This window comes from Lunatibacter salilacus (assembly GCF_009797935.1).
GTDB classification, from domain to species: Bacteria; Bacteroidota; Bacteroidia; order Cytophagales; family Cyclobacteriaceae; genus Lunatibacter; species Lunatibacter salilacus.
The window spans coordinates 110,889-129,974 of the sequence record NZ_VOLC01000018.1; the positions used below are offsets into that span (position 1 = coordinate 110,889).

Below are 19,086 nucleotides of genomic sequence, written 5' to 3' on the forward strand. Positions count from 1 at the left end.
TATATTGGCCTAAAAAATTCAAAGATAATGGATACGAAATTCACTTAATATACCTTGTCCTGGAATATATAACGCTTTGTAAAAGAACAAAATAACGATATTCAAGTAATACTAAATCTAAAATCTTCAATCCCAAATCTTCAATCCCAAATCTGAAATCTAAAATCATAAATCTTCAATCCCAAATCATAAATCTGAAATCAACAAAGGAAATCGTAGCCCTACCCTACTCCCCTTCCCGAAAAGCAAACTGGAACACGGTACTGGACAGCAGCCTGAACGGCACTTTTCTGCATCGAAGGGAATTTATGGAATACCATGGGGATCGGTTCACGGATGCCTCGCTTATTCTATATAAAAAGGGACAGCCAATGGCCATCTTTCCCGCCGAACAGGAGGGAAACACCGTCTATTCCCACCGGGGCCTTACCTATGCAGGGTGGATCCTGGTCAAGGGGTTAAAGGAGCAAGAAATCGGGGAAATTATCTCTGAAACTTTAGCCTATTATTCGGATGAAAACCTCACCCAAGTAGAAGTGCGGATGGTTCCGGATTTCTTCGCCAGAGGATCCCAAGACTACCTGCACGCAGGTTTATTAAATCTAGGAGCAAGAAAAATTGCTAGTGTAACCCACCACTGTACACCGCTGCCATATAAAGTTTCCGACAGGGGCAAGCGCTGGGGAAAAAGACAGGCGGAAAGGAATGGGCTGGAAATGACCCGTTCTGTTGATCTAAGGACATTTTGGGGAAAAATCCTTGTTCCAAATCTAATGGACCGACACCGGGTATCACCCACGCATAGCTTAGTAGAAATCGAGAAATTGCAGCAACGGTGTCCAAGTCACATTCACTTTTTTGCCGTCATGAAGAACAGGGAAATGCTCGGTGGAGCTGTGGTGTTTGAGACTGATACTACGGCTCATTTACAATATATCGCTGCTAGCTCGCTGGGCAAATCTCTCAGATGTCTGGATATGCTTGTTAGCTGGCTAATTGAAGCAGCTTTTCCGGATAAAGCCTACTTTAATATGGGGGTTTCCCATATTCCAGCTACTGGGGATATCAACCAAGGACTTGTCCAATGGAAAGAAAGCTTTGGGGGAAAACCGGTGGAAGCAGCGACCTATCGATTACTCACCAATACACATGCGACCGAATTTTTATTCGAAAACACTTACTAGAGTCCTCACATCTACTTGACGTATTTCCAATGTATTCCCTAAATGAGCAATCCCGTGCGCTGTCCTCCCCTTATGGGCAAGCGCAGGTAAATGCCATTTAACGTTTAACACTCATTAGCTAGATTCGTGCTTAAGAAATTCGTCAAAAAATATTTCTATTATTTCTCTTACTTTTACCGGTTTCTGGGACATCGCTTGCTGATCTCCTTCGGACTAAGTATGGGGGTGGCACTGATGGACGGGCTGGGGCTGACGATGTTTCTTCCCCTGCTGCAAATGCTTGACGGCGGAGAAGGAACGGGAGAAGGATTGGGAAAGCTTAGCTTTCTGGTAGATGGTTTGGAAGCTGCGGGTATTCCCCTTACCATCCTGTCTGTTTTACTGATGATGGTGGTGTTTTTTGGAATCAAGGGGGTCTTTAAATTTGTCGAAACCTACTATAAGGTAGTGGTTCGCCAGTATTTTATCCAAAAACTCCGCTATCAAAATATAGACTTAATTGTGGGCTATAGCTACAAGTCCTTTGTACTTTCCGATTCCGGTAAGATTCAAAACACACTCAGTGGAGAAATGGAGCGGGTAGTAGGTGCATTGTCTTTTTACTCCAACGTAGTGCAGGCCGGAGCCATGGTTTTTGTGTATACCATTTTAGCGCTGACGGTTAATATTCAATTTACGCTGTTGGTTATGGTAGGTGGCTTGTTGTCCAACCTGCTATTTTCGCAACTGTATAAAAAAACTAAAGGCTACTCCAAAAAAATAACAAGCTTAAACCACGGTTTCCAGGGGTTACTTATCCAGAAAGTAGCTTTTTTCAAATACCTCAAAGCCACCGGATCACTCGAAACGTTCGGCAAAAAGCTAAAACACAAAATCAGTGATATTGAAAGAAGTGTAAAAAAAATCGGACTAATGGGGGCGGCTATTCATGGCTTCCGTGAACCACTGATCGTTATTATCGTTGTTGGTGTGATTTTGATAGAAACCCAACTTCTTGGTGGTAGCCTTTCTGCCATTATCCTTAGCCTGTTGTTTTTCTACCGAGCCCTTACCTACCTAACTTCCCTGCAAACATCCTGGAACGGTCTGTTGACTTACCATGGCTCCTTGGAAAATCTAAAGGAGTTTATAGCCGAATTAAGATCCGGTAAAGACAGGCAGGGTAAGATAAAGCTGGATCGTTTTGAAAAGGAAATGGTATTCAGCAATGTGGGTTTTTCCTACAATGAAACAGTAATATTGAATGATATCAGCTTTAATCTTCCCAAAAATCAAACCCTCGCTTTGGTGGGTGAAAGCGGTTCGGGTAAAACCAGTCTGATGAACTTGATGGCAGGCTTGGCACTTCCAGACAAAGGCGAAATACTGGTAGATGGGGTGGCCATGAGGGAACTGGACCGTAACTCTTTACAAAGGCAAATCGGGTATATTACCCAGGAACCTGTAATATTCAGTGATACGGTATATAACAATGTTACCTTCTGGGATGCGGATACGCCGGAAAATCGGCAGCGCTGCCAAGCTGCCCTGGAGAAGGCTGCGGTATGGGCCTTTGTCGAAGGGCTTCCCGATCAGACAAATTCCCTCTTGGGGACAAATGGCATTATGGTCAGCGGTGGTCAAAAGCAGCGTATATCCATCGCCCGTGAACTGTATAAGGAGGTGGACTTTCTGCTGATGGATGAGGCTACTTCTGCCCTGGATTCCGAAACAGAACGGGTGATCCAGGAAAACATCGAAGCCCTAAAGGGCCAATACACCATCGTTATCATAGCGCATAGATTATCCACAGTCAAAAACGCAGACCATATTCTATTGCTTCAAGCCGGGCGTATTCAGCAGGCCGGTACCTTTCAAGACCTGTTTGAGCATTCGGGGTCTTTTAAAAAAATGGTGGAATTGCAGGAGTTTTGAAATATTCCAATCTCAAAATATACTGATTTGAACTCCCTAGTAAATTTCCTTACCTACACCCTCGCCTATGCAAGAAAAAGCGTAGGAAATCCACATTTTGGTTGGGTGGAACGCTTGGGGTTGTTTTGGTTATTGATGCAGTTGCTTGTAAAATCAAAATACCATGCAGACAAACCGGTTATCCAACGTGGTTTTGGATTTACCATGTTTGCGCCTGATCCCCAGTTATTGCTACAACTGGTGCTGGAGATTTTTGTGGATGGGATCTATTATTTCGAAAGTGAAAAAACTGCTCCCAAGATCATAGACGGCGGAGCAAATATTGGGATTAGTGTTTTGTATTTTAAATACCTGTATCCACAAGCCCATATAGTAGCTATAGAGCCAAACCCTGCCGCTTTGGTATATTTGGAACGGAATATTAAGGAAAATAAGCTTTCCCAAATCACCCTTATTCCAGCGGCCCTATCTGCCGAATCGGGAGAAGGTAACCTGCATTATTCACCATGCATTTCCCTACTAAATGCCTCACTGATGCATGATTCGGAAGTTGACAGAGCAAAAGTATCTACCCATAAGCTCTCCGATTATCTAAGAGGAAACCAGATTGATTTGGTGAAATTGGATATAGAAGGGGCGGAGGAGCAGGTTATTGGCGAAATTGCCGATCAGGGAGAGATCCATAACGCCAAGCAGTATATTGTCGAATATCACCCCTCCGCGGATAGTCCGTCTGGACGTATTTTACTGGAGAGCATATTTAAAGGGATAGGGTATACGCTGGATGAAAAATCACCAGACAAAGGAACTGAATCAGCTCCAACTATTTTGAATTTCCTTTACAAGGCCCCCAGATTTCTGCCGGTTTATCATACGGGTTAGTTCTTCCTTAGCTTACCCTAATGTTTCCCTTTCTGACGACCTGTTATCGAATATTGAAATAGTAAAGTTTTGTATAGCAGAATATTGCACTAAAAATCATCTTGGTTAGTAGCATCGAATCGTCTAATAATATAAAATCGAATTCCTTTAGTCACTCGGCAGGAAGATGGGCTTGGTCTTTCTTAATGATTGTTACAATTACTGGTTGTGAAAATGGGGAAGTTAATACTCCAACGATCTGCTTATCATTTGACGACAATTATGTCAATGAATGGGTTGAGCTTTTGCCCTTGTTAGATGAGTATGATGCTAAAGTTACGTTCTTTGTATGTCGGTTGGGAGAGTATTCGGACAGAGAAAAAGACAGTCTCCGCAAATTAATTGATCATGGGCATGAGATTGGCGCACATGGAGAAATGCATGTTTCCGTAAACCAGTATATTAAATCTCATGGAATATTTAGCTACCTCCGAAATGAAATACAAAGCAATGTAGATCAAATCAAGCAATATGGGGTAACTCCCCGCTTTTTTGCCTTGCCTTATGGAGAGCATAATAAAATGGTAAATTTACTGCTTTGGTTTAAATTTGAAGGAATAAGGGACGTAATCCCCACAAGTTCTTATGAAAATGCCCTAATCGATTCGTCAATTAATAAATGGATCTCAAGGTTTTGGGTTGGTTCGTTGGAACTAGATAATGGTAACTTCAATACTATACCTTGGAAAAATATTGTAAAGAATGTTACGGACAATGAAACTCGGTTTTTAGTTCATCTACACAAAGTAGGGGATGGAGATGCTTATGAATTGTCTGAGGAGCGATTCCGGCTATTATTACAATGGGGAAAAGATAATGGATTTAAGTTTTCGCGGTTTGGGGATGTTTTTTAATCTAGATTCTGAGCGTATGTTCACTTTCTGTTGACTGGGATGGGAGATTTTTACTTCCGATTTTGCAATTAGTGTTTTCGTGGACGGGGTCTGAACTCTCAATGATAATCAGGAAAAATGTCTGTGGGAAGTAAACGTTCGGTCATTTCGCGTGAAAGATTGGAGGAATTATCCCAACCCAACATAGTTTATGTCATAACCTGCTTTCAACGAGATTTTTTCTGTGATGGGCACTTCGATGGAAACTGTTGGAGAGGTTTTTTTTCACTTTATCTTCAAGTCGCATATGGAATTTATTTTGCAAAGAAAAATGGACTTCCGCATAAAGTGGATTTTGGTAACTTAGATTATTTTTATAGCGATGAGACCAAATTTGAAGGTAACAGAAACTTCTGGGAATATTATTTCGAGATAGACCCCCCGAATTCTTCTTTACGGGAAGTAATTAATTCCAAATATGAAAACTATCCTTTGCGGATTTGGGACAGGAAATTTTTTAAAAAATTTCACATTGCGGTTTCTTTGGATTTTCGACTTAGGGACGAAATTAGTAAAGCAATTCAAAATGCCACTATTCAGTTCAGCGGAAATACCATTTTAGGTATTCATGTTCGAAGAACAGATCATTATCAGGAAATTGCACCGGTGAAGTTATCTTCCTTATATAAGTTGATTAACCGGAGAGTGAACGCATTCGACAAGCTATTTGTAGCAACGGACGACGAGGAAGTTCTTAAAACCCTTAAGAAAGCTTACAAGGAAAAGGTAATATATCACTCATCTCTTAGGTCATCTGGAAAAGCACCTATACACGGAGTTCAAAATAAAGCCAATGGATATTTGTTGGGAAAAGAGGCCTTAATTGACTGCCACAGTCTTGCCCTATGTGATGAACTTATACTCTCTCCTTCAAATTTATCGTACTGTGCTTTGATAATAAATCCTAATATCCCCTTTAGAATCGCTGAAAGCTGGGAATCTAAGGTCGACAGGTGGAAAACCCTGGCGGCTTATTATTTAAATGAATGGGGTTTAAGGAAATGGTAATATATTGATCCCAATAAAACCAAACGTAATGCAACAGATTGGTTGCCATTCCTGTGACAATCAGGAGGTAACTATTAAAGGTATATTTTTTCAAGGGATTCACATTTTAGCTGAATGTCGGTGTTCAAGTTGTAATTTCGAATTCTTGCATACAATGCCAACTGGTCATGCATTGCAGTTTCCAATTGCACTCTCACTTCCTGATAGACGGGTGATTAATCTAACACCAGCCAACAAATGGCTAGTATTACCTTTACAGGAAAGTTTTAACAGTAGAAAAACTGTTTCTATAAAAATAAAACAAAATCGGGTCGTCCAGAGTGACCCTATTCTGTTGAATTGCCTCGACACTTGCTTTGGACATCTATACTCCAAACTATGGAATGCACAGACACTTGTAAAGTGGTGCCCGCAAAATGATATCATTGTACTACTTCCAGCCAAATATGCATGGATGGTGCCCAATGAAGTTTCAGAGATATGGATGGTGGATGTATCCCTTTTAAATTGCCAGTTCTTTCTGGACGGCTTGGATGAATGGATAAAAAAACAAATGGAAAGATTTGAGAAGGTGCTTTTGAGTCAGGCCTATATACATCTAGATCATCATGCCTATGTAGATTTAGAGCAAATTGTGGGTCAAAAGCGGTTTGATTTAAATCAGTTTCAGCTATTGCCATTAAGAATTACCTTTATACTGAGAGAAGACCGATTTTGGCACAACAGTCTTATAATGGATTTTCTTTATAAACTATCCGTAAAGTATAAACTGCAACATATTATCAAACCATTGTTTCTATGGAGACAGAAGCACTTAGTTCATAAGACCATCAAGAACATACAAAATTTGCTGCCGGAAGTTCAGTTTTATGCGACGGGACTTGGAAACAGTTTGTCATATGCTAAATCACTCAAAGACCTACGGGTGTCGGAAATTAATCTAGAAACAGAAAGGATCTGGAATGCAGTATATGCCCAGTCCCACCTGGTAATTGGCGTCCACGGTTCCCACATGCTAATTCCCACAAGCCTTGCAGCTGGATTTATAAATTTACTTCCTCGTTATAAAATAGACCATATCGTGGAAGATTCGGTTTTGCCTTATACCAATCGCATGTTACAGTTTATGGGGCGGTTTTTGGATGAGTTTTCGACTAGTTCACTGATATCAAATCATGTTGTCAGTTTAATGAAAACATTTCCGGCTGTTTTTGAAAATACAAATAGGATTCCCGAATGAGAGAATTTAAAATAATGCGATTTTTAAAAATTGAAGTTTATGGTTAATAATACTAAAAAGTTAACGGACCCGAATTAAATTTATGGGTAACTTTTTTGATTCTTTTTGTATCAAGACAAAATGAACATGAAGTAAAACAAGGTGTTGGAATAAAGGATTGAATGGGATTCGACAGAAACAAAGGAAGAATGACGAACCATTCTCAACAACCATTATGGGATTGCTTCGGCTTAATATCGCTTCATTCTCCGAAAGTCTATTGAAAACAGCAGATTACATAACAAAAGATCATCAGCCATCCCCAAGGCTCGCAATGACGGGACGATTTTGACAAGGAACCGCAAAGCAATCTCAACACCCACCGATCTCCAATCCTCGCAACGGCAGGATGTTGGACCAACCATAATGTGGAAAAACACCATATACAAACACCCTATCATCCTCCTTTCCCTGCTATTTATAGCAGTAAACGCCGCACTATATACCAAACTGGGCGTGGTGGTGGACTCAGATACGGAGCGGTTCCTGCAGTATGCCGAGGAAATAAAAACAAATGGTGTGTTTTTCAAACCTCACGACTTCTGGTATATCGGCTATGCCCTATTTATCCTGGCGGCGAACTCCATTTGGGAATCATTGATGGCCGTCGTCCTCGCTCAGGCTACCGTTTCCTATCTAGCCCTAATGGCGATTTACCATACCGCACTAAAGCTATATCGGAGTCAAGCACCCGCTATACTTAGTGGTCTGCTCTTTCTCGGCTTTTTCAAGATTTCGTACTGGAACTTCTGGATCTATGCCGAATCCCTACTTATCAGCCTTACCTGCATTTCCTTTTATTTGGTCGTAAGGTGGCAGCAGGGAGAGCGATCAATTCCCTTCACCATGCTAGCGGTGCTTGTCATAGGTTATACGTTCTTTGTCAAGCCTACCGGAGTTGCCTTCTTAGCTGGAATAGTTGCCATGATAATACCCTATGTATGGAATACATTAAAGCATCCCTTTTCCCGAACCACGGGATTTACTGTTATCTTCCTACTCTTTTTTTACCTGCTCAACCAAATGCTGGCTACGTTCGGCTTTATTAGGGATTATGCCACAGGGGAGATCGTCTACAACATTACTAAAATGGCACACATGGACTACGCCAAATGGCTGATGGTGACTCCGCCCAAAAACCTTTACCTACCTGATGAAAACGAGGCAGCACTGCTAAAAGCCGCCAAGCTTGTTCTGGGCAACCCCATTTACGCTCTTCAGTTGTTTTCGCTGAAGGCTTTCTACTTTCTTGGCTATATACGACCCTATTATTCAGCAGTACATAACCTGGCGGCATTAAGTATATTGCTACCCTGCTATATCGCCTTTACGAAAACCCTTGGGACTGAGAAAATCGCGCTTTCTTTGCGTCTATTTGCCGGATCCTTTGTTTTGGTGAGTCTGCTTAGTTGCGCAATGCTCACGGTGGACTGGGATAGCCGATTTCTAATGGTGGTGCTGCCTATTGTGTTTTTGTTTGCTTTAGGCACCCTCGTGAACTGGCTGCCAAGCCGCATACTACTTAAACTTGAAAAACGAGTCTAGCCCTATCGGAATTATCGGTGCCGGACCGGCCGGACTGACGGCAGCCTACGAATTGGCCAAGCGCGGATATCCAGTGGATATCTACGAGGCAGATAGCGAAGTGGGAGGCATGTCCAAAACCATATCCCTATGGGGGCAGCGCGTGGATTTGGGCCCACATAGGTTCTTTTCAAAAGACCCAAGGATCAATCGGCTATGGCTGGAAGTTGTGAAAGGGGACTTTAGAACAGTGAACCGGCTCACCCGTGTACACTACAAAGGCAGGTTCTTCCATTATCCTCTCAAACCTTGGGAAACCTTCCGCAAACTGGGCATACGCGACGGAACGAGATCTATCCTTTCCTACCTGCAGCAACAGGTACGTCCAACAAAAGAGGATGACTCGTTTGAAGACTGGGTAGTAAACCGCTTCGGATATGTGCTGTACGAAAAGTTTTTCAAGACCTACAGCGAAAAGCTTTGGGGCATATCCGGCAAAGAGCTCGACAAAGATTTTGCCGCCCAGCGCATCAAAAAACTTACCTTTTTCCAAGCTGTTTGGCAGGGGTTGTGGGGCAAACCCTCGAATCACAACTCACTCGTAGAAACGTTTTTATACCCAATAGAGGGCACGGGGATAGTATATAGACGAATGGCGGACTTTGTACGTGCCAATAACGGCCGCGTATATTTAAACACTCCCGTGAACCGCCTGCACACTGGATCAGAAAACGGCATAGGTATAGAGGCCGAAGGGCATCCCATACGTCATTATCGACAGATCATTTCCACTATGCCACTTACCAAGCTTGTGGAACAGCTCCCTCTCCTCAACCCTACAGCTATAGAGGCGGCCAAAAAGTTATCTTTTCGTAACACATTGTTGGTGTATTTGCAGGTAAACAACAAGGACCTATTCCCCGACAATTGGATATATGTGCACGATGAGCGCCTAAGAGTTGGCAGAATCACCAATTTTTCGAATTGGGCACCTGAGCTCTGTTGCGGAAAAGAAGAAACTATATTGTGCCTGGAATACTGGACGGATCCGTCCGGAGAGCTATGGAAAATGCCGGATACTGACCTGATCGAGCTGGCTAAAAAAGAAATAGTCCAAGCGGGGTTGGCCAATGTGGAAGATGTACAAGCAGGTAAAGTAATCAAGGTACCCCGGTGCTACCCGGTATACCGAATGGGATATAAAAAACAGGTGGATATTATTGCTAAGGCTTTGGAAGAGTATCCCAACCTGCTTGCCATCGGAAGATATGGCTCATTCAAATACAACAATCAAGATCACAGTATGCTTATGGGCATATTGTCTTCCGAGAATATTTCTGGGAAACGAAGACATAATCTCTGGCAGGTAAATACAGACTACGGCGTATATCAGGAACACCATCAAACGCATGAAATCTCTGAAAATTAATTTTTTGTCCAAGCAGGGAAACTCAGCTGTGTCAGAAACCGGCACGATGGATAATGAGGCGTTGCACCCACTTGTGCTGAAGGTTATTCTTGCATTAGGAGTTGGACTGGCACTTTGGCAATTCTTTTATAACCGCAGTCTTTGGATAGACGAAGCCATGCTCGCAAACAACCTGCTCAACCGTGATTACTTGGATTTGCTACGCCCGCTGGACGAACGGCAGGCAGCTCCTATTCTCTTTCTCTGGATAGAACGCTTCTTTGTGCAGATCATCCCACAAACAGAATATGCACTTCGCATATTCCCTTTACTCTTATATATCGGGTCTACAATACTTTTTTTCCGAATCATTCGTGAAACTTTAACATTATGGTATAGTCAGGTATTGGCAGTAGTTTTCTTTGCGGTTAATTATCGCCTTATTTATTATGCCTCCGAAGTGAAGCAATATATGGGGGATGTGTTTTGCACCCTATTGCTCTTGGTAACGCTAATTGCCACATTGGCAGATACGAAAAAAACTTATTTCCCCTTATCCATCGTTGGGATAACAATTACATTTCTATCGAATATTTCACCTATTATCTTGCTGTCAGCCGGCATTTTTCTACTACTCCACACGTATAACCTTAAGGACAGTATTAAGCTAATCCCCCTATTCGCCACTTGGCTGATTGCATTTGCGACCTACTACGTATTCTTTATACATGGGCACCCTACCAAAGACTATATGCTCGAATTTTGGAGGGCTAGCTTTGGGTTTATGCCAGATTTAGACAACCCTTGGCGTGTATACCTTTTCTTCAAGGTAAAATTCGTTGTACTTTTCCGTATGATGATGGGTATGGGCATGATCGAGAAATATGTGATTTTTGGATTGTTCACCGTCGGACTCCTTCTTCATAGAAATAAGAATGAAGTAAAATGGGCAGTATTAATTGGCACTCCCATGCTGGTACACCTTATACTTAGCTATTTTGAACAATACCCCCTCGAACTCAGACTGACTATCTACTTTATCCCCCTCACCATTCTACTCACCGCAAAAGGATTTGATTACCTTATGCATAAAATTGCGCTTAAAAAAGCCAAACTTGCCTTTATGGTTGCAATAGCACTGACGGTATTCACCGGAACCAGGATCAGCTATGCCGAGATGTTCCCTATAGAAATCACAGACCTTAAGGGCCTAATGGCTTACGTGCTGGAAGAATCACAGGAAGAGGAACCCATCTACGTAGTCACTATGTCGTCTCCTACCGTGAGGTTTTACCGACAAATCGGCACTTTTCCGAAAGACCGTAAATACATCGTAGACAGTCAGGAATCATCGAGCTTAAAGCTGGATATTGAAATTTTCAGGAACTATACCTCTCCATTCTGGCTATTGTTTACCAATTTAGATAATCCGGATTTTGACGAAACTAGGCGGCAACTGGAAGCTTCCGGAGCGAAAGTATTGGATCAGTATTGTGTGGTGGGGGGATGCGGATATATGCTGAGCTATTCAAAAGTAGAAACACATGAATAGAAGTGAACCGACATTTATAATCCAATCACGAAACGGATCGACCCGTCTTCCCAATAAGGTAACTAAAAAATTCTTTGACGAGAAATCAATTCTTGAAACCCTGATAATGCGACTGACCGAAGCATTCCCTTATAACAAAATAATTGTCGCTACGAATTCCTAGATGAAAATAGTAGCGCTTTCGAGAATTTGCTTGAATTAGCTTTATCTCAAAATATCAGCACTTTGCTAATTACACCAATAGTCCATGGAGCCTATTTTGAATTGATAGATAAAATTAGCTTAGAAAAACAAAGCATTTTGCAAGAGAAATTACAGAAAGCAAATCACTGATTAAGTACGTAGACTTCGATCAGCACCGAGATTTCATCGATTCAGATTTTTATGATGAGGATCATTTGAATGGGAAGGGAGCGGAGAAGTTGAGTTGGATGGTCATCAAAATAGTAAATAATGAGAATTAAAACAGGTAATAAAATAAGGTTTAATTCATATTAACTTATACTCTTTCTCTCTAGATTTTTAGAGGCAGTTCACTTGAACTGAACGGAATCATCAGGCATTTAAATGATTTGGCCAACTGGACCATTATAATTAAAGTTGAGATCTAGTAGTCAGTTACTAATTACCATCAATATATTGTTTTTTCAAATAAGTTTTAAGAAAAATTGCAAAATTGATTGTGTAAAGATTAGAAAAATAGCATTTAGAATTTAGTGTTCTTCAAGAAAATATGATACCAGTAACCAAACCATTTTTACCAACTCAGGATGAATACCAAGCATATCTTAACGGGATATGGTCACGCAATTGGTTGACCAACAATGGTCCGCTGGTCAATGAACTTGAGTTAAAGTTAAAGGAGTATTTAGGAGTGAATCATTTGCTATATTTAGGGAATGGTACAATAGCTATACAAATTGCCATTAAAGCATTGGAATTAAGGGGTGAAATTATTACCACACCTTTTTCTTACGTGGCAACGACAAGTAGTATCGTCTGGGAAGGTTGTTCACCAGTATTTGTGGATATCGATGAAAACACATTTAATATAGATCCAAAAAAAATTGAATTGGCAATTACCGCAAATACATCGGCAATATTGGCTACCCACTGCTTCGGTAACCCTTGTGATATTGCTGCCATTGATGAAATTGCGAGAAAACATAGTTTGAAAGTTATCTTTGACGGTGCCCACTCGTTTGGAACAAGCTATGAAAATAAATCAGTTTTTGAATATGGTGATATTACAACAACATCCTTTCATGCTACAAAACTTTTTCATACCATCGAAGGTGGCGCTGTATTTACAACAAAGCCCGACATTTTAAAAAAGATGGCATTTATGAGGAATTTCGGGCATGATGGTCCAGAGAAATTTAATGGAATCGGAATTAACGGAAAAAATTCTGAGTTTCACGCCGCAATGGGATTAGTTAACCTTAGATATATGGATGAGATTTTTGCGGTCAGGAAAAGACAATTTCTATATTATGATAAAATTTTAAAAAATTTGAGAGTTAGGAAGCAAAAACTCAATAAAGATATTGTTTATAACTATGCGTATTATCCTATTGTGTTTGAATCGGAAGAACTAGCCTTATCTTCATTGAGGGAGTTAGAAATTAATGGAATTGGAGTCAGAAGATACTTTTATCCGAGTCTATCTTCGTTAGATTATACGGACGGACATACCCCCGTTTCAGATTCAATTTCCTCTCGGATTTTGTGTATTCCCATCTACCATACACTTTCCCAGGAAGAACAAGACATGATTGCTAGATTACTTTTAAGAACTCAAAATAATTGAATATGCTGGTAGCAGGAGCAGGAGGGCATGCTTTGGATTTATTAGATTTATTGTTAAACCAAAAGCAAACAGAAGATCTTTGTTTTTTTGACAATGTCAATGAGCAAGTTCTTTTTGAAAACCAATATACTATTTTAAAATCAGAAAAAGAGGTCCTTGAACATTTTAAGCAGTGCCCATATTTTATTCTTGGAATAGGAAGCCCGAGACATAGGAAATTTTTTTATGACTGGTTTATCCATTTAGGCGGACAGCATTTTTTCATAAAGGGGGAAGGTGTAGTTTATTCTAACTTTACAGAGAATAACGAAGCAGATATATTTAATTTGTGTTTTGTTGGTGCCAAAACTAAAATTGGAAAGGGTGTTTTAATAAATACAGGCTCGCAAGTTCATCATGAGGTCGTTATAGGTGATTTTTCCGAAATAAATCCTGGTGCTGTGATTCTTGGGAAAGTGAAAATCGGAAATTTCTCATCTATAGGTGCGAATGCGACTATATTACCGAAAATAGAAATTGGTGATAATGTGATCATTGGAGCCGGAGCGGTGGTTACAAAAGATGTACCTGATTTTTCAAAGGTAATAGGGGTTCCGGGAAGAGTTGTTGGAAAAGTAAATCCCATCATTTAATGGAGTTAGCTAAGGTAAGTGTGTGTATGATAACCTACAATCATGCAAAATATATAAATAAAGCCATTCAAGGTGTATTAAAGCAAAAAGTCAATTTTCCAATGGAGCTGATTATTGCAGATGATTGTTCAACAGATGAAACCTTAGAAATTGTTCAGGATGAAATTTCAAAAAACACAACAGGTGTGAAAATTGAATTAATCAAAAATGAAAGGAATGTAGGAGTAAATAGAAACTTTATTAATGCACTATATGCTTGCGATGGAAATTACATTGCAATTTGTGAAGGTGACGACTATTGGGGCGACAATTCTAAGATCCAAATTCAATATGATTTCTTAGAATCAAATCCATCCTTCGTAATGAGTTTTCATGTGGCTGAAACCAAATTCACTGATGGGAGGAAAGGATATCAGATTCCAAATGTTACCACAAAAAAGAATTTAAGTTTTAGTGATTTGCTAAGTGGATATTATACTATTCCAAATCTAACAACATTTCTTAGGAATACAATTAAGGGTAAACTTCCCGACCAATTTTATCAAATTACTAATTGTGATACCTTTCTATTTTTACTTCTGACCCAACATGGAGATGCCTATTTTCATTCGAATATAGAGAAGGCTACTCATTTACTCCATGAAGGAGGAATTTGGGGTATGAAGAATGAATATGAAAAATCAATGAAAAGTTATAGAACATATTCCAAAATTTACGAATATTTTAAAGATCAACGATTGATTGTCACTAAGTCAAATTTTGCAAATTCTATTATTATTTCCGCATTAAAAAAAGGGGAATATGGGATTGCATTAAAATATTATTTGAAGAATATTTATCATTCTTTTGTAAGTAGAGAGGCAAGGATAGGATTTATTTTGAAACAAAAAAATTACTTCAAATGAACCTCAATATTGAGGGGGGGAAACCTTTGGTGTGTGTTTGCAAGTTTACATATAACTTGGCTGATTTTAATATGTAGGTAATTCAAGGTGTTCGTAATCAAATGATTAACTTTCCTGTTAAATTTATTATTTCTGATTATATTTCTACTGAAGATACACTTGAAGTGACTAAAGAATTTTTTAAAATTAAGTTCCTCAAAAACAACAATAAAGTAATTTTTAAATCCTAGAAATTTAGCGGTTAACACCAATTTTTAAAAACTCCTTAAAATGTCTGACTCGCTTCTCAAAATAAGTGTTTGTGTGATTACATTTAATCATGAGAAATATATTAGGCAGGCTATTGAAAATATTCTCATGCAAAAAGGCAACTTTAAGGTGGAATTGATTATAGCAGATGATGCATCAACTGATCAGACCAGCGAAATTATTCAGAATATTTTAAAAAATAAACCATGTAAACATTTAATTAGATATTTTCGACATTCAAATAATTTAGGAATGTCAAAAAATTTTTTTTGGGCTTTAAAAAAGTGTTCTGGTAAATATATAGCTTTTTGCGAAGGAGATGACTATTGGACTGATGTATATAAACTACAAAAACAAGTTGATTTCCTCGAAAAAAACCGCTTGTATTCTTTAATTTTTACTAGGTTCAAATTACTATACGAAAAAGATAATATATTAAAAAATGATAGTTATGATGAGTTTTTCATAACTAGGGATTTTATTGAATTGGATATTGAGAATTTAGAAAAGGGATGGCATCTTGGTACCCAGACGATGATGTTTAGAAAAAATGACTTTGATTTTAACGGAAATGAAGAGTATAAATATTTTAGAGATGTGCATCTTTTTTATTATTTCCTTTTAAATGGTAAGATAGCGATAATGAATTCATATACTTCGGTTTATCGAATTCATAACAATGGAGTTTATTCATCTAAATCATATCTTGAAAAGACAGAGATCGGATTAAAATGTTATCAAGAATTATATTCTAACAATAAAGAGGTAAGGTCTTTAAGAAATAAATATTATAAATACTTATTTTTTTATTCTGATGCACTAATTAAAAGTGGAAAATATTCAAAATCAATATCAATAATTTTTAGATTATTTTTTGAAAGTTATTCGGTAAAATACTTGCTTTTATATTTTAAAAATACAATCAAGATAAAATAAATGAGAGTAGTTTACTTGTTAAATAGTTTAAATGCTTTGGGGGGAATATCAACTATTACTAATAAAAAAATTGAATGGCTTATAATTAATCAGGGATACGATGTTTGTGTAATTGTGAAATGGCATTATTCACCTTATGAAGAAAGATTTAATGGAAAATTAAAAATTTATAGTTTGGAGAAATCGTATCACAGTATAAATTCTTTGGAAAAAATTCAATATAGCTACTATTTTTTCAAAAGAGTTAGAAAAATCATTTCTGACTTTAATGCTGATATTTGTATTAGTTTGCTTTCAAGTATAGATTTTTTTATTCTTCCTTTTGTAAGAATCAGTATCCCAAAAATCTTAGAAATTCATGCCTCTGCGACAATTATTATTCAAAGATCATTTTTTATTAAAAGATTTTTTTACATGCTCTATTCAAATGTGGTTGTCCTAAATGATTTAGAAAAAACTAAATATAATTTAAAGAATATTCAGGTAATTCCTAACTTTGTTTCAATGAGTCAATATAGATTTGATGATTTGAATAAAAAGAATATTATCATCTCAGGAGGAAGAAATGATAAATTAAAACAATACGATCATCAAATCCTTGCTTGGAATAAAATCTACGATAAATTTGATGACTGGGAATATCATATTTATATTAATGATGAAAACGAAAAATTAAAAGAATATTATTCTTTAATCGAAAAAAATTGTTTTAATCTTAAAATTTTCCCAGCTGTAAATAATTTTCCTGATAAATTGAAAGAATCATCTATTTTAGTCTTGACATCAAAATCAGAGAGTTTCTCAATCATGATTCTTGAAGCGTTTAATAGTTATAATGCTGTAATTTCTTACCAAACCTTTTCTGGTCCAATAAATTTATTAGATAATAACCTTGGTATATTAATTAAAATGAATGACGTAGATAATCTTGCTTCTAGTATTCTGAATTTAATTAAAAATGAAAAGATTAGACGGAATATGACATTGAAAGCAAAAGAAAAGGTAAAAGAATATTCAACTGAATTAATTATGAAACAATGGCTTATCCTTTTTAATAAGATTATTAATAGTAAATAAGATTTATTTGTTTTATGAGCTTATTTTGTTGGATATATTTTTTGTTACAAATCTTTGTAAAATGTATTAAATTTTATTTATAATAACTTATGAAATTTAAATTGCCAATTCTTCCAATTTCAATTGAAATAAAACGTATTTCTAAAAAAGCTCTCAGTAAGATTTCGAATAGAACATATAATAAAATTTTTGTAATTGGATTTAATAAAACTGGTACAACTACTATTAAAAAAGTATTATATGACTTTGGATTTAAAATTGGAAATCAACCTATTGCTGAAATATTGGGGCTTGAGTGGGGAAAAACTGGTAATTATCAGAAAATAATTAATTATTGTCATTCCGCAGATGCTTTTCAAGACTCTCCTTTCTCTAGGCCTACTCTTTACGAAAAATTAGATTTAGCTTTCCCAAATTCTAAATTCATCTTAACTGTAAGAGACGACGAAAATGAATGGTTTAATTCTTTGGTAAGATTTCATACTATGCTATGGTCTTCTAACAAGAATTTCCCTCCAACTCCAGAAGATTTGGAGCAAGCAATTTATAGATATAAAGGCATGCCGCTTGATTCTAAAAAAATATTTTTTAAATATCCAGATGTTGCTTTATATGACAAACAGTATTATATTAAAAACTATTTGCAACATAATAAAGATGTTGAAAATTATTTTTTTAATAGACCAAACGATTTAATTAAAGTTAATGTATCACATCAGGAGGATTTTAATAGAATTGTAGAATTTTTAAATGTTGAGACAAATTTAAATAAATTTCCACATTTGAATAAAACTATTTAAGGATTTATTTATCTATTCAATAATATATTAGAATATTCAATTTTCAGTTAATTCGACTAAACTTTATTAATTTTCGAATTCTGTAATTTGGGATTATACATTTATATTTTTCGCTTTAATTTTCTCTTTGGATAAAGTTGAATACGCTCTTAAATCAAAAAATATGATGGTATCAATCATTATTCCTACTTATAACAGAGGGATATTGTTAAGTGAAACTATAAATAGCATTATTGATCAAAGTTATCCTTTTTGGGAATTATTAATTATTGACGATGGATCTTCCGATAATACTTCTGAAATAGTTAAAGACTTTGAAATTCAAGATAGCAGGATAAAATACTATAGTAGGCCCACTAAATTGTCAAAAGGTGCTAATTCCTGTAGAAATTATGGACTATCCTTAGCTACTGGGTTTTTTATAAAATGGGTTGATTCGGATGATCTTTTGAAGGGAAATAATCTTGAACTCCAAGTAAATGTCCTAAAGGAAAACAGTAACATAAAAGCATGTTTGGGGTATAGTCAATTTTTTTCAAAGAATAGGGATAACCTTGAGGATTTATGGTCAAGATCTTTTGAATCAACGAATTTATTTTATGATCATTTAAAAAATAATATCAGGTGGCCTTTAGGAGCAATACTATGGAAAAAAGAATCATTAAATCAAGAACCTTTTTCAAAATCCTTAATGAATTCTCAGGAATGGTTAATGAATAGTATAGCACTTTTGGATTTGAAATCTTCTCAAATATATAATTTGAAAGAGATTATTTATCTAGTTAGAAGAGGGCATAAACGAATAAGTTCTGATACGAGTAGTTTTTATTACTTTCATCAAATCAAAGCACGATTTCTATTATTATTAGAAATGTTTAAGAGAGCAAGGTTTGATCCTCTTTGTATTTTTGAAATAGCAAAGCAAATACTTGTTAATTGCTACCATTTAATCAAAGAATTTATAAGAGAGCATTTTAAATTTAAATATTTTTAG

17 protein-coding genes are annotated in these 19,086 nt (G+C 37.2%); all 17 read left to right on the forward strand.

The window, feature by feature from the left end; all coding sequences use genetic code 11:
- The first annotated feature begins 308 nt into the window (after positions 1-308).
- Positions 309-1,184 (forward strand): hypothetical protein, encoded by an 876-nt coding sequence (locus tag FQ608_RS21185; RefSeq protein WP_199856438.1) that lies wholly within the window; start codon positions 309-311, stop codon positions 1,182-1,184.
- 126 nt (positions 1,185-1,310) lie between these two features.
- A complete protein-coding gene (locus tag FQ608_RS21190) occupies positions 1,311-3,098 on the forward strand; it encodes an ABC transporter ATP-binding protein (RefSeq protein WP_158860491.1) in 1,788 nt (595 codons plus the stop codon).
- Positions 3,099-3,125: 27 nt separating this feature from the next.
- Positions 3,126-3,980, forward strand: a complete 855-nt coding sequence (locus tag FQ608_RS21195; RefSeq protein ID WP_158860492.1) for an FkbM family methyltransferase — start codon at positions 3,126-3,128, stop codon at positions 3,978-3,980.
- 185 nt (positions 3,981-4,165) lie between these two features.
- Positions 4,166-4,873 (forward strand): polysaccharide deacetylase family protein, encoded by a 708-nt coding sequence (locus FQ608_RS21200; protein ID WP_158860493.1) that lies wholly within the window; start codon positions 4,166-4,168, stop codon positions 4,871-4,873.
- Between the two features lie 117 nt (positions 4,874-4,990).
- Positions 4,991-5,920, forward strand: a complete 930-nt coding sequence (locus FQ608_RS21205; RefSeq protein ID WP_158860494.1) for an O-fucosyltransferase family protein — start codon at positions 4,991-4,993, stop codon at positions 5,918-5,920.
- Between the two features lie 154 nt (positions 5,921-6,074).
- Positions 6,075-7,160 (forward strand): hypothetical protein, encoded by a 1,086-nt coding sequence (locus FQ608_RS21210; protein ID WP_158860495.1) that lies wholly within the window; start codon positions 6,075-6,077, stop codon positions 7,158-7,160.
- A gap of 405 nt (positions 7,161-7,565) precedes the next feature.
- Positions 7,566-8,744 (forward strand): hypothetical protein, encoded by a 1,179-nt coding sequence (locus tag FQ608_RS21215; RefSeq protein ID WP_158860496.1) that lies wholly within the window; start codon positions 7,566-7,568, stop codon positions 8,742-8,744.
- Positions 8,728-10,152: an FAD-dependent oxidoreductase gene (locus FQ608_RS21220; RefSeq protein ID WP_158860497.1), complete on the forward strand. Its 1,425-nt coding sequence runs from the start codon at positions 8,728-8,730 to the stop codon at positions 10,150-10,152. Before FQ608_RS21215 ends, FQ608_RS21220 begins: the two co-directional genes overlap by 17 nt.
- Positions 10,133-11,683, forward strand: a complete 1,551-nt coding sequence (locus FQ608_RS21225) for an ArnT family glycosyltransferase (RefSeq protein WP_158860498.1) — start codon at positions 10,133-10,135, stop codon at positions 11,681-11,683. Before FQ608_RS21220 ends, FQ608_RS21225 begins: the two co-directional genes overlap by 20 nt.
- Positions 11,676-11,846 (forward strand): cytidylyltransferase domain-containing protein, encoded by a 171-nt coding sequence (locus FQ608_RS28155; protein WP_158860499.1) that lies wholly within the window; start codon positions 11,676-11,678, stop codon positions 11,844-11,846. Before FQ608_RS21225 ends, FQ608_RS28155 begins: the two co-directional genes overlap by 8 nt.
- Before the next feature lie 570 nt (positions 11,847-12,416).
- Positions 12,417-13,493, forward strand: coding sequence for a DegT/DnrJ/EryC1/StrS family aminotransferase (locus FQ608_RS21235; RefSeq protein ID WP_158860500.1), 1,077 nt, complete (start codon positions 12,417-12,419; stop codon positions 13,491-13,493).
- 2 nt (positions 13,494-13,495) lie between these two features.
- The gene (locus FQ608_RS21240; RefSeq protein WP_158860501.1) at positions 13,496-14,125 is read left to right on the forward strand and encodes an acetyltransferase; all 630 of its coding nucleotides are present in this window, start codon (positions 13,496-13,498) and stop codon (positions 14,123-14,125) included.
- The gene (locus FQ608_RS21245) at positions 14,125-15,030 is read left to right on the forward strand and encodes a glycosyltransferase (RefSeq protein WP_158860502.1); all 906 of its coding nucleotides are present in this window, start codon (positions 14,125-14,127) and stop codon (positions 15,028-15,030) included. The genes FQ608_RS21240 and FQ608_RS21245 overlap by 1 nt, the downstream gene beginning before the upstream one ends.
- 270 nt (positions 15,031-15,300) lie before the next feature.
- Entirely contained in the window at positions 15,301-16,215 is a 915-nt protein-coding gene (locus FQ608_RS21250; protein ID WP_158860503.1) for a glycosyltransferase, read from the forward strand.
- Entirely contained in the window at positions 16,216-17,292 is a 1,077-nt protein-coding gene (locus FQ608_RS21255; RefSeq protein WP_158860504.1) for a glycosyltransferase, read from the forward strand.
- Between the two features lie 89 nt (positions 17,293-17,381).
- Positions 17,382-18,092: a sulfotransferase gene (locus FQ608_RS21260; RefSeq protein WP_158860505.1), complete on the forward strand. Its 711-nt coding sequence runs from the start codon at positions 17,382-17,384 to the stop codon at positions 18,090-18,092.
- Positions 18,093-18,219: 127 nt separating this feature from the next.
- A complete protein-coding gene (locus FQ608_RS21265; RefSeq protein ID WP_158860506.1) occupies positions 18,220-19,086 on the forward strand; it encodes a glycosyltransferase family 2 protein in 867 nt (288 codons plus the stop codon).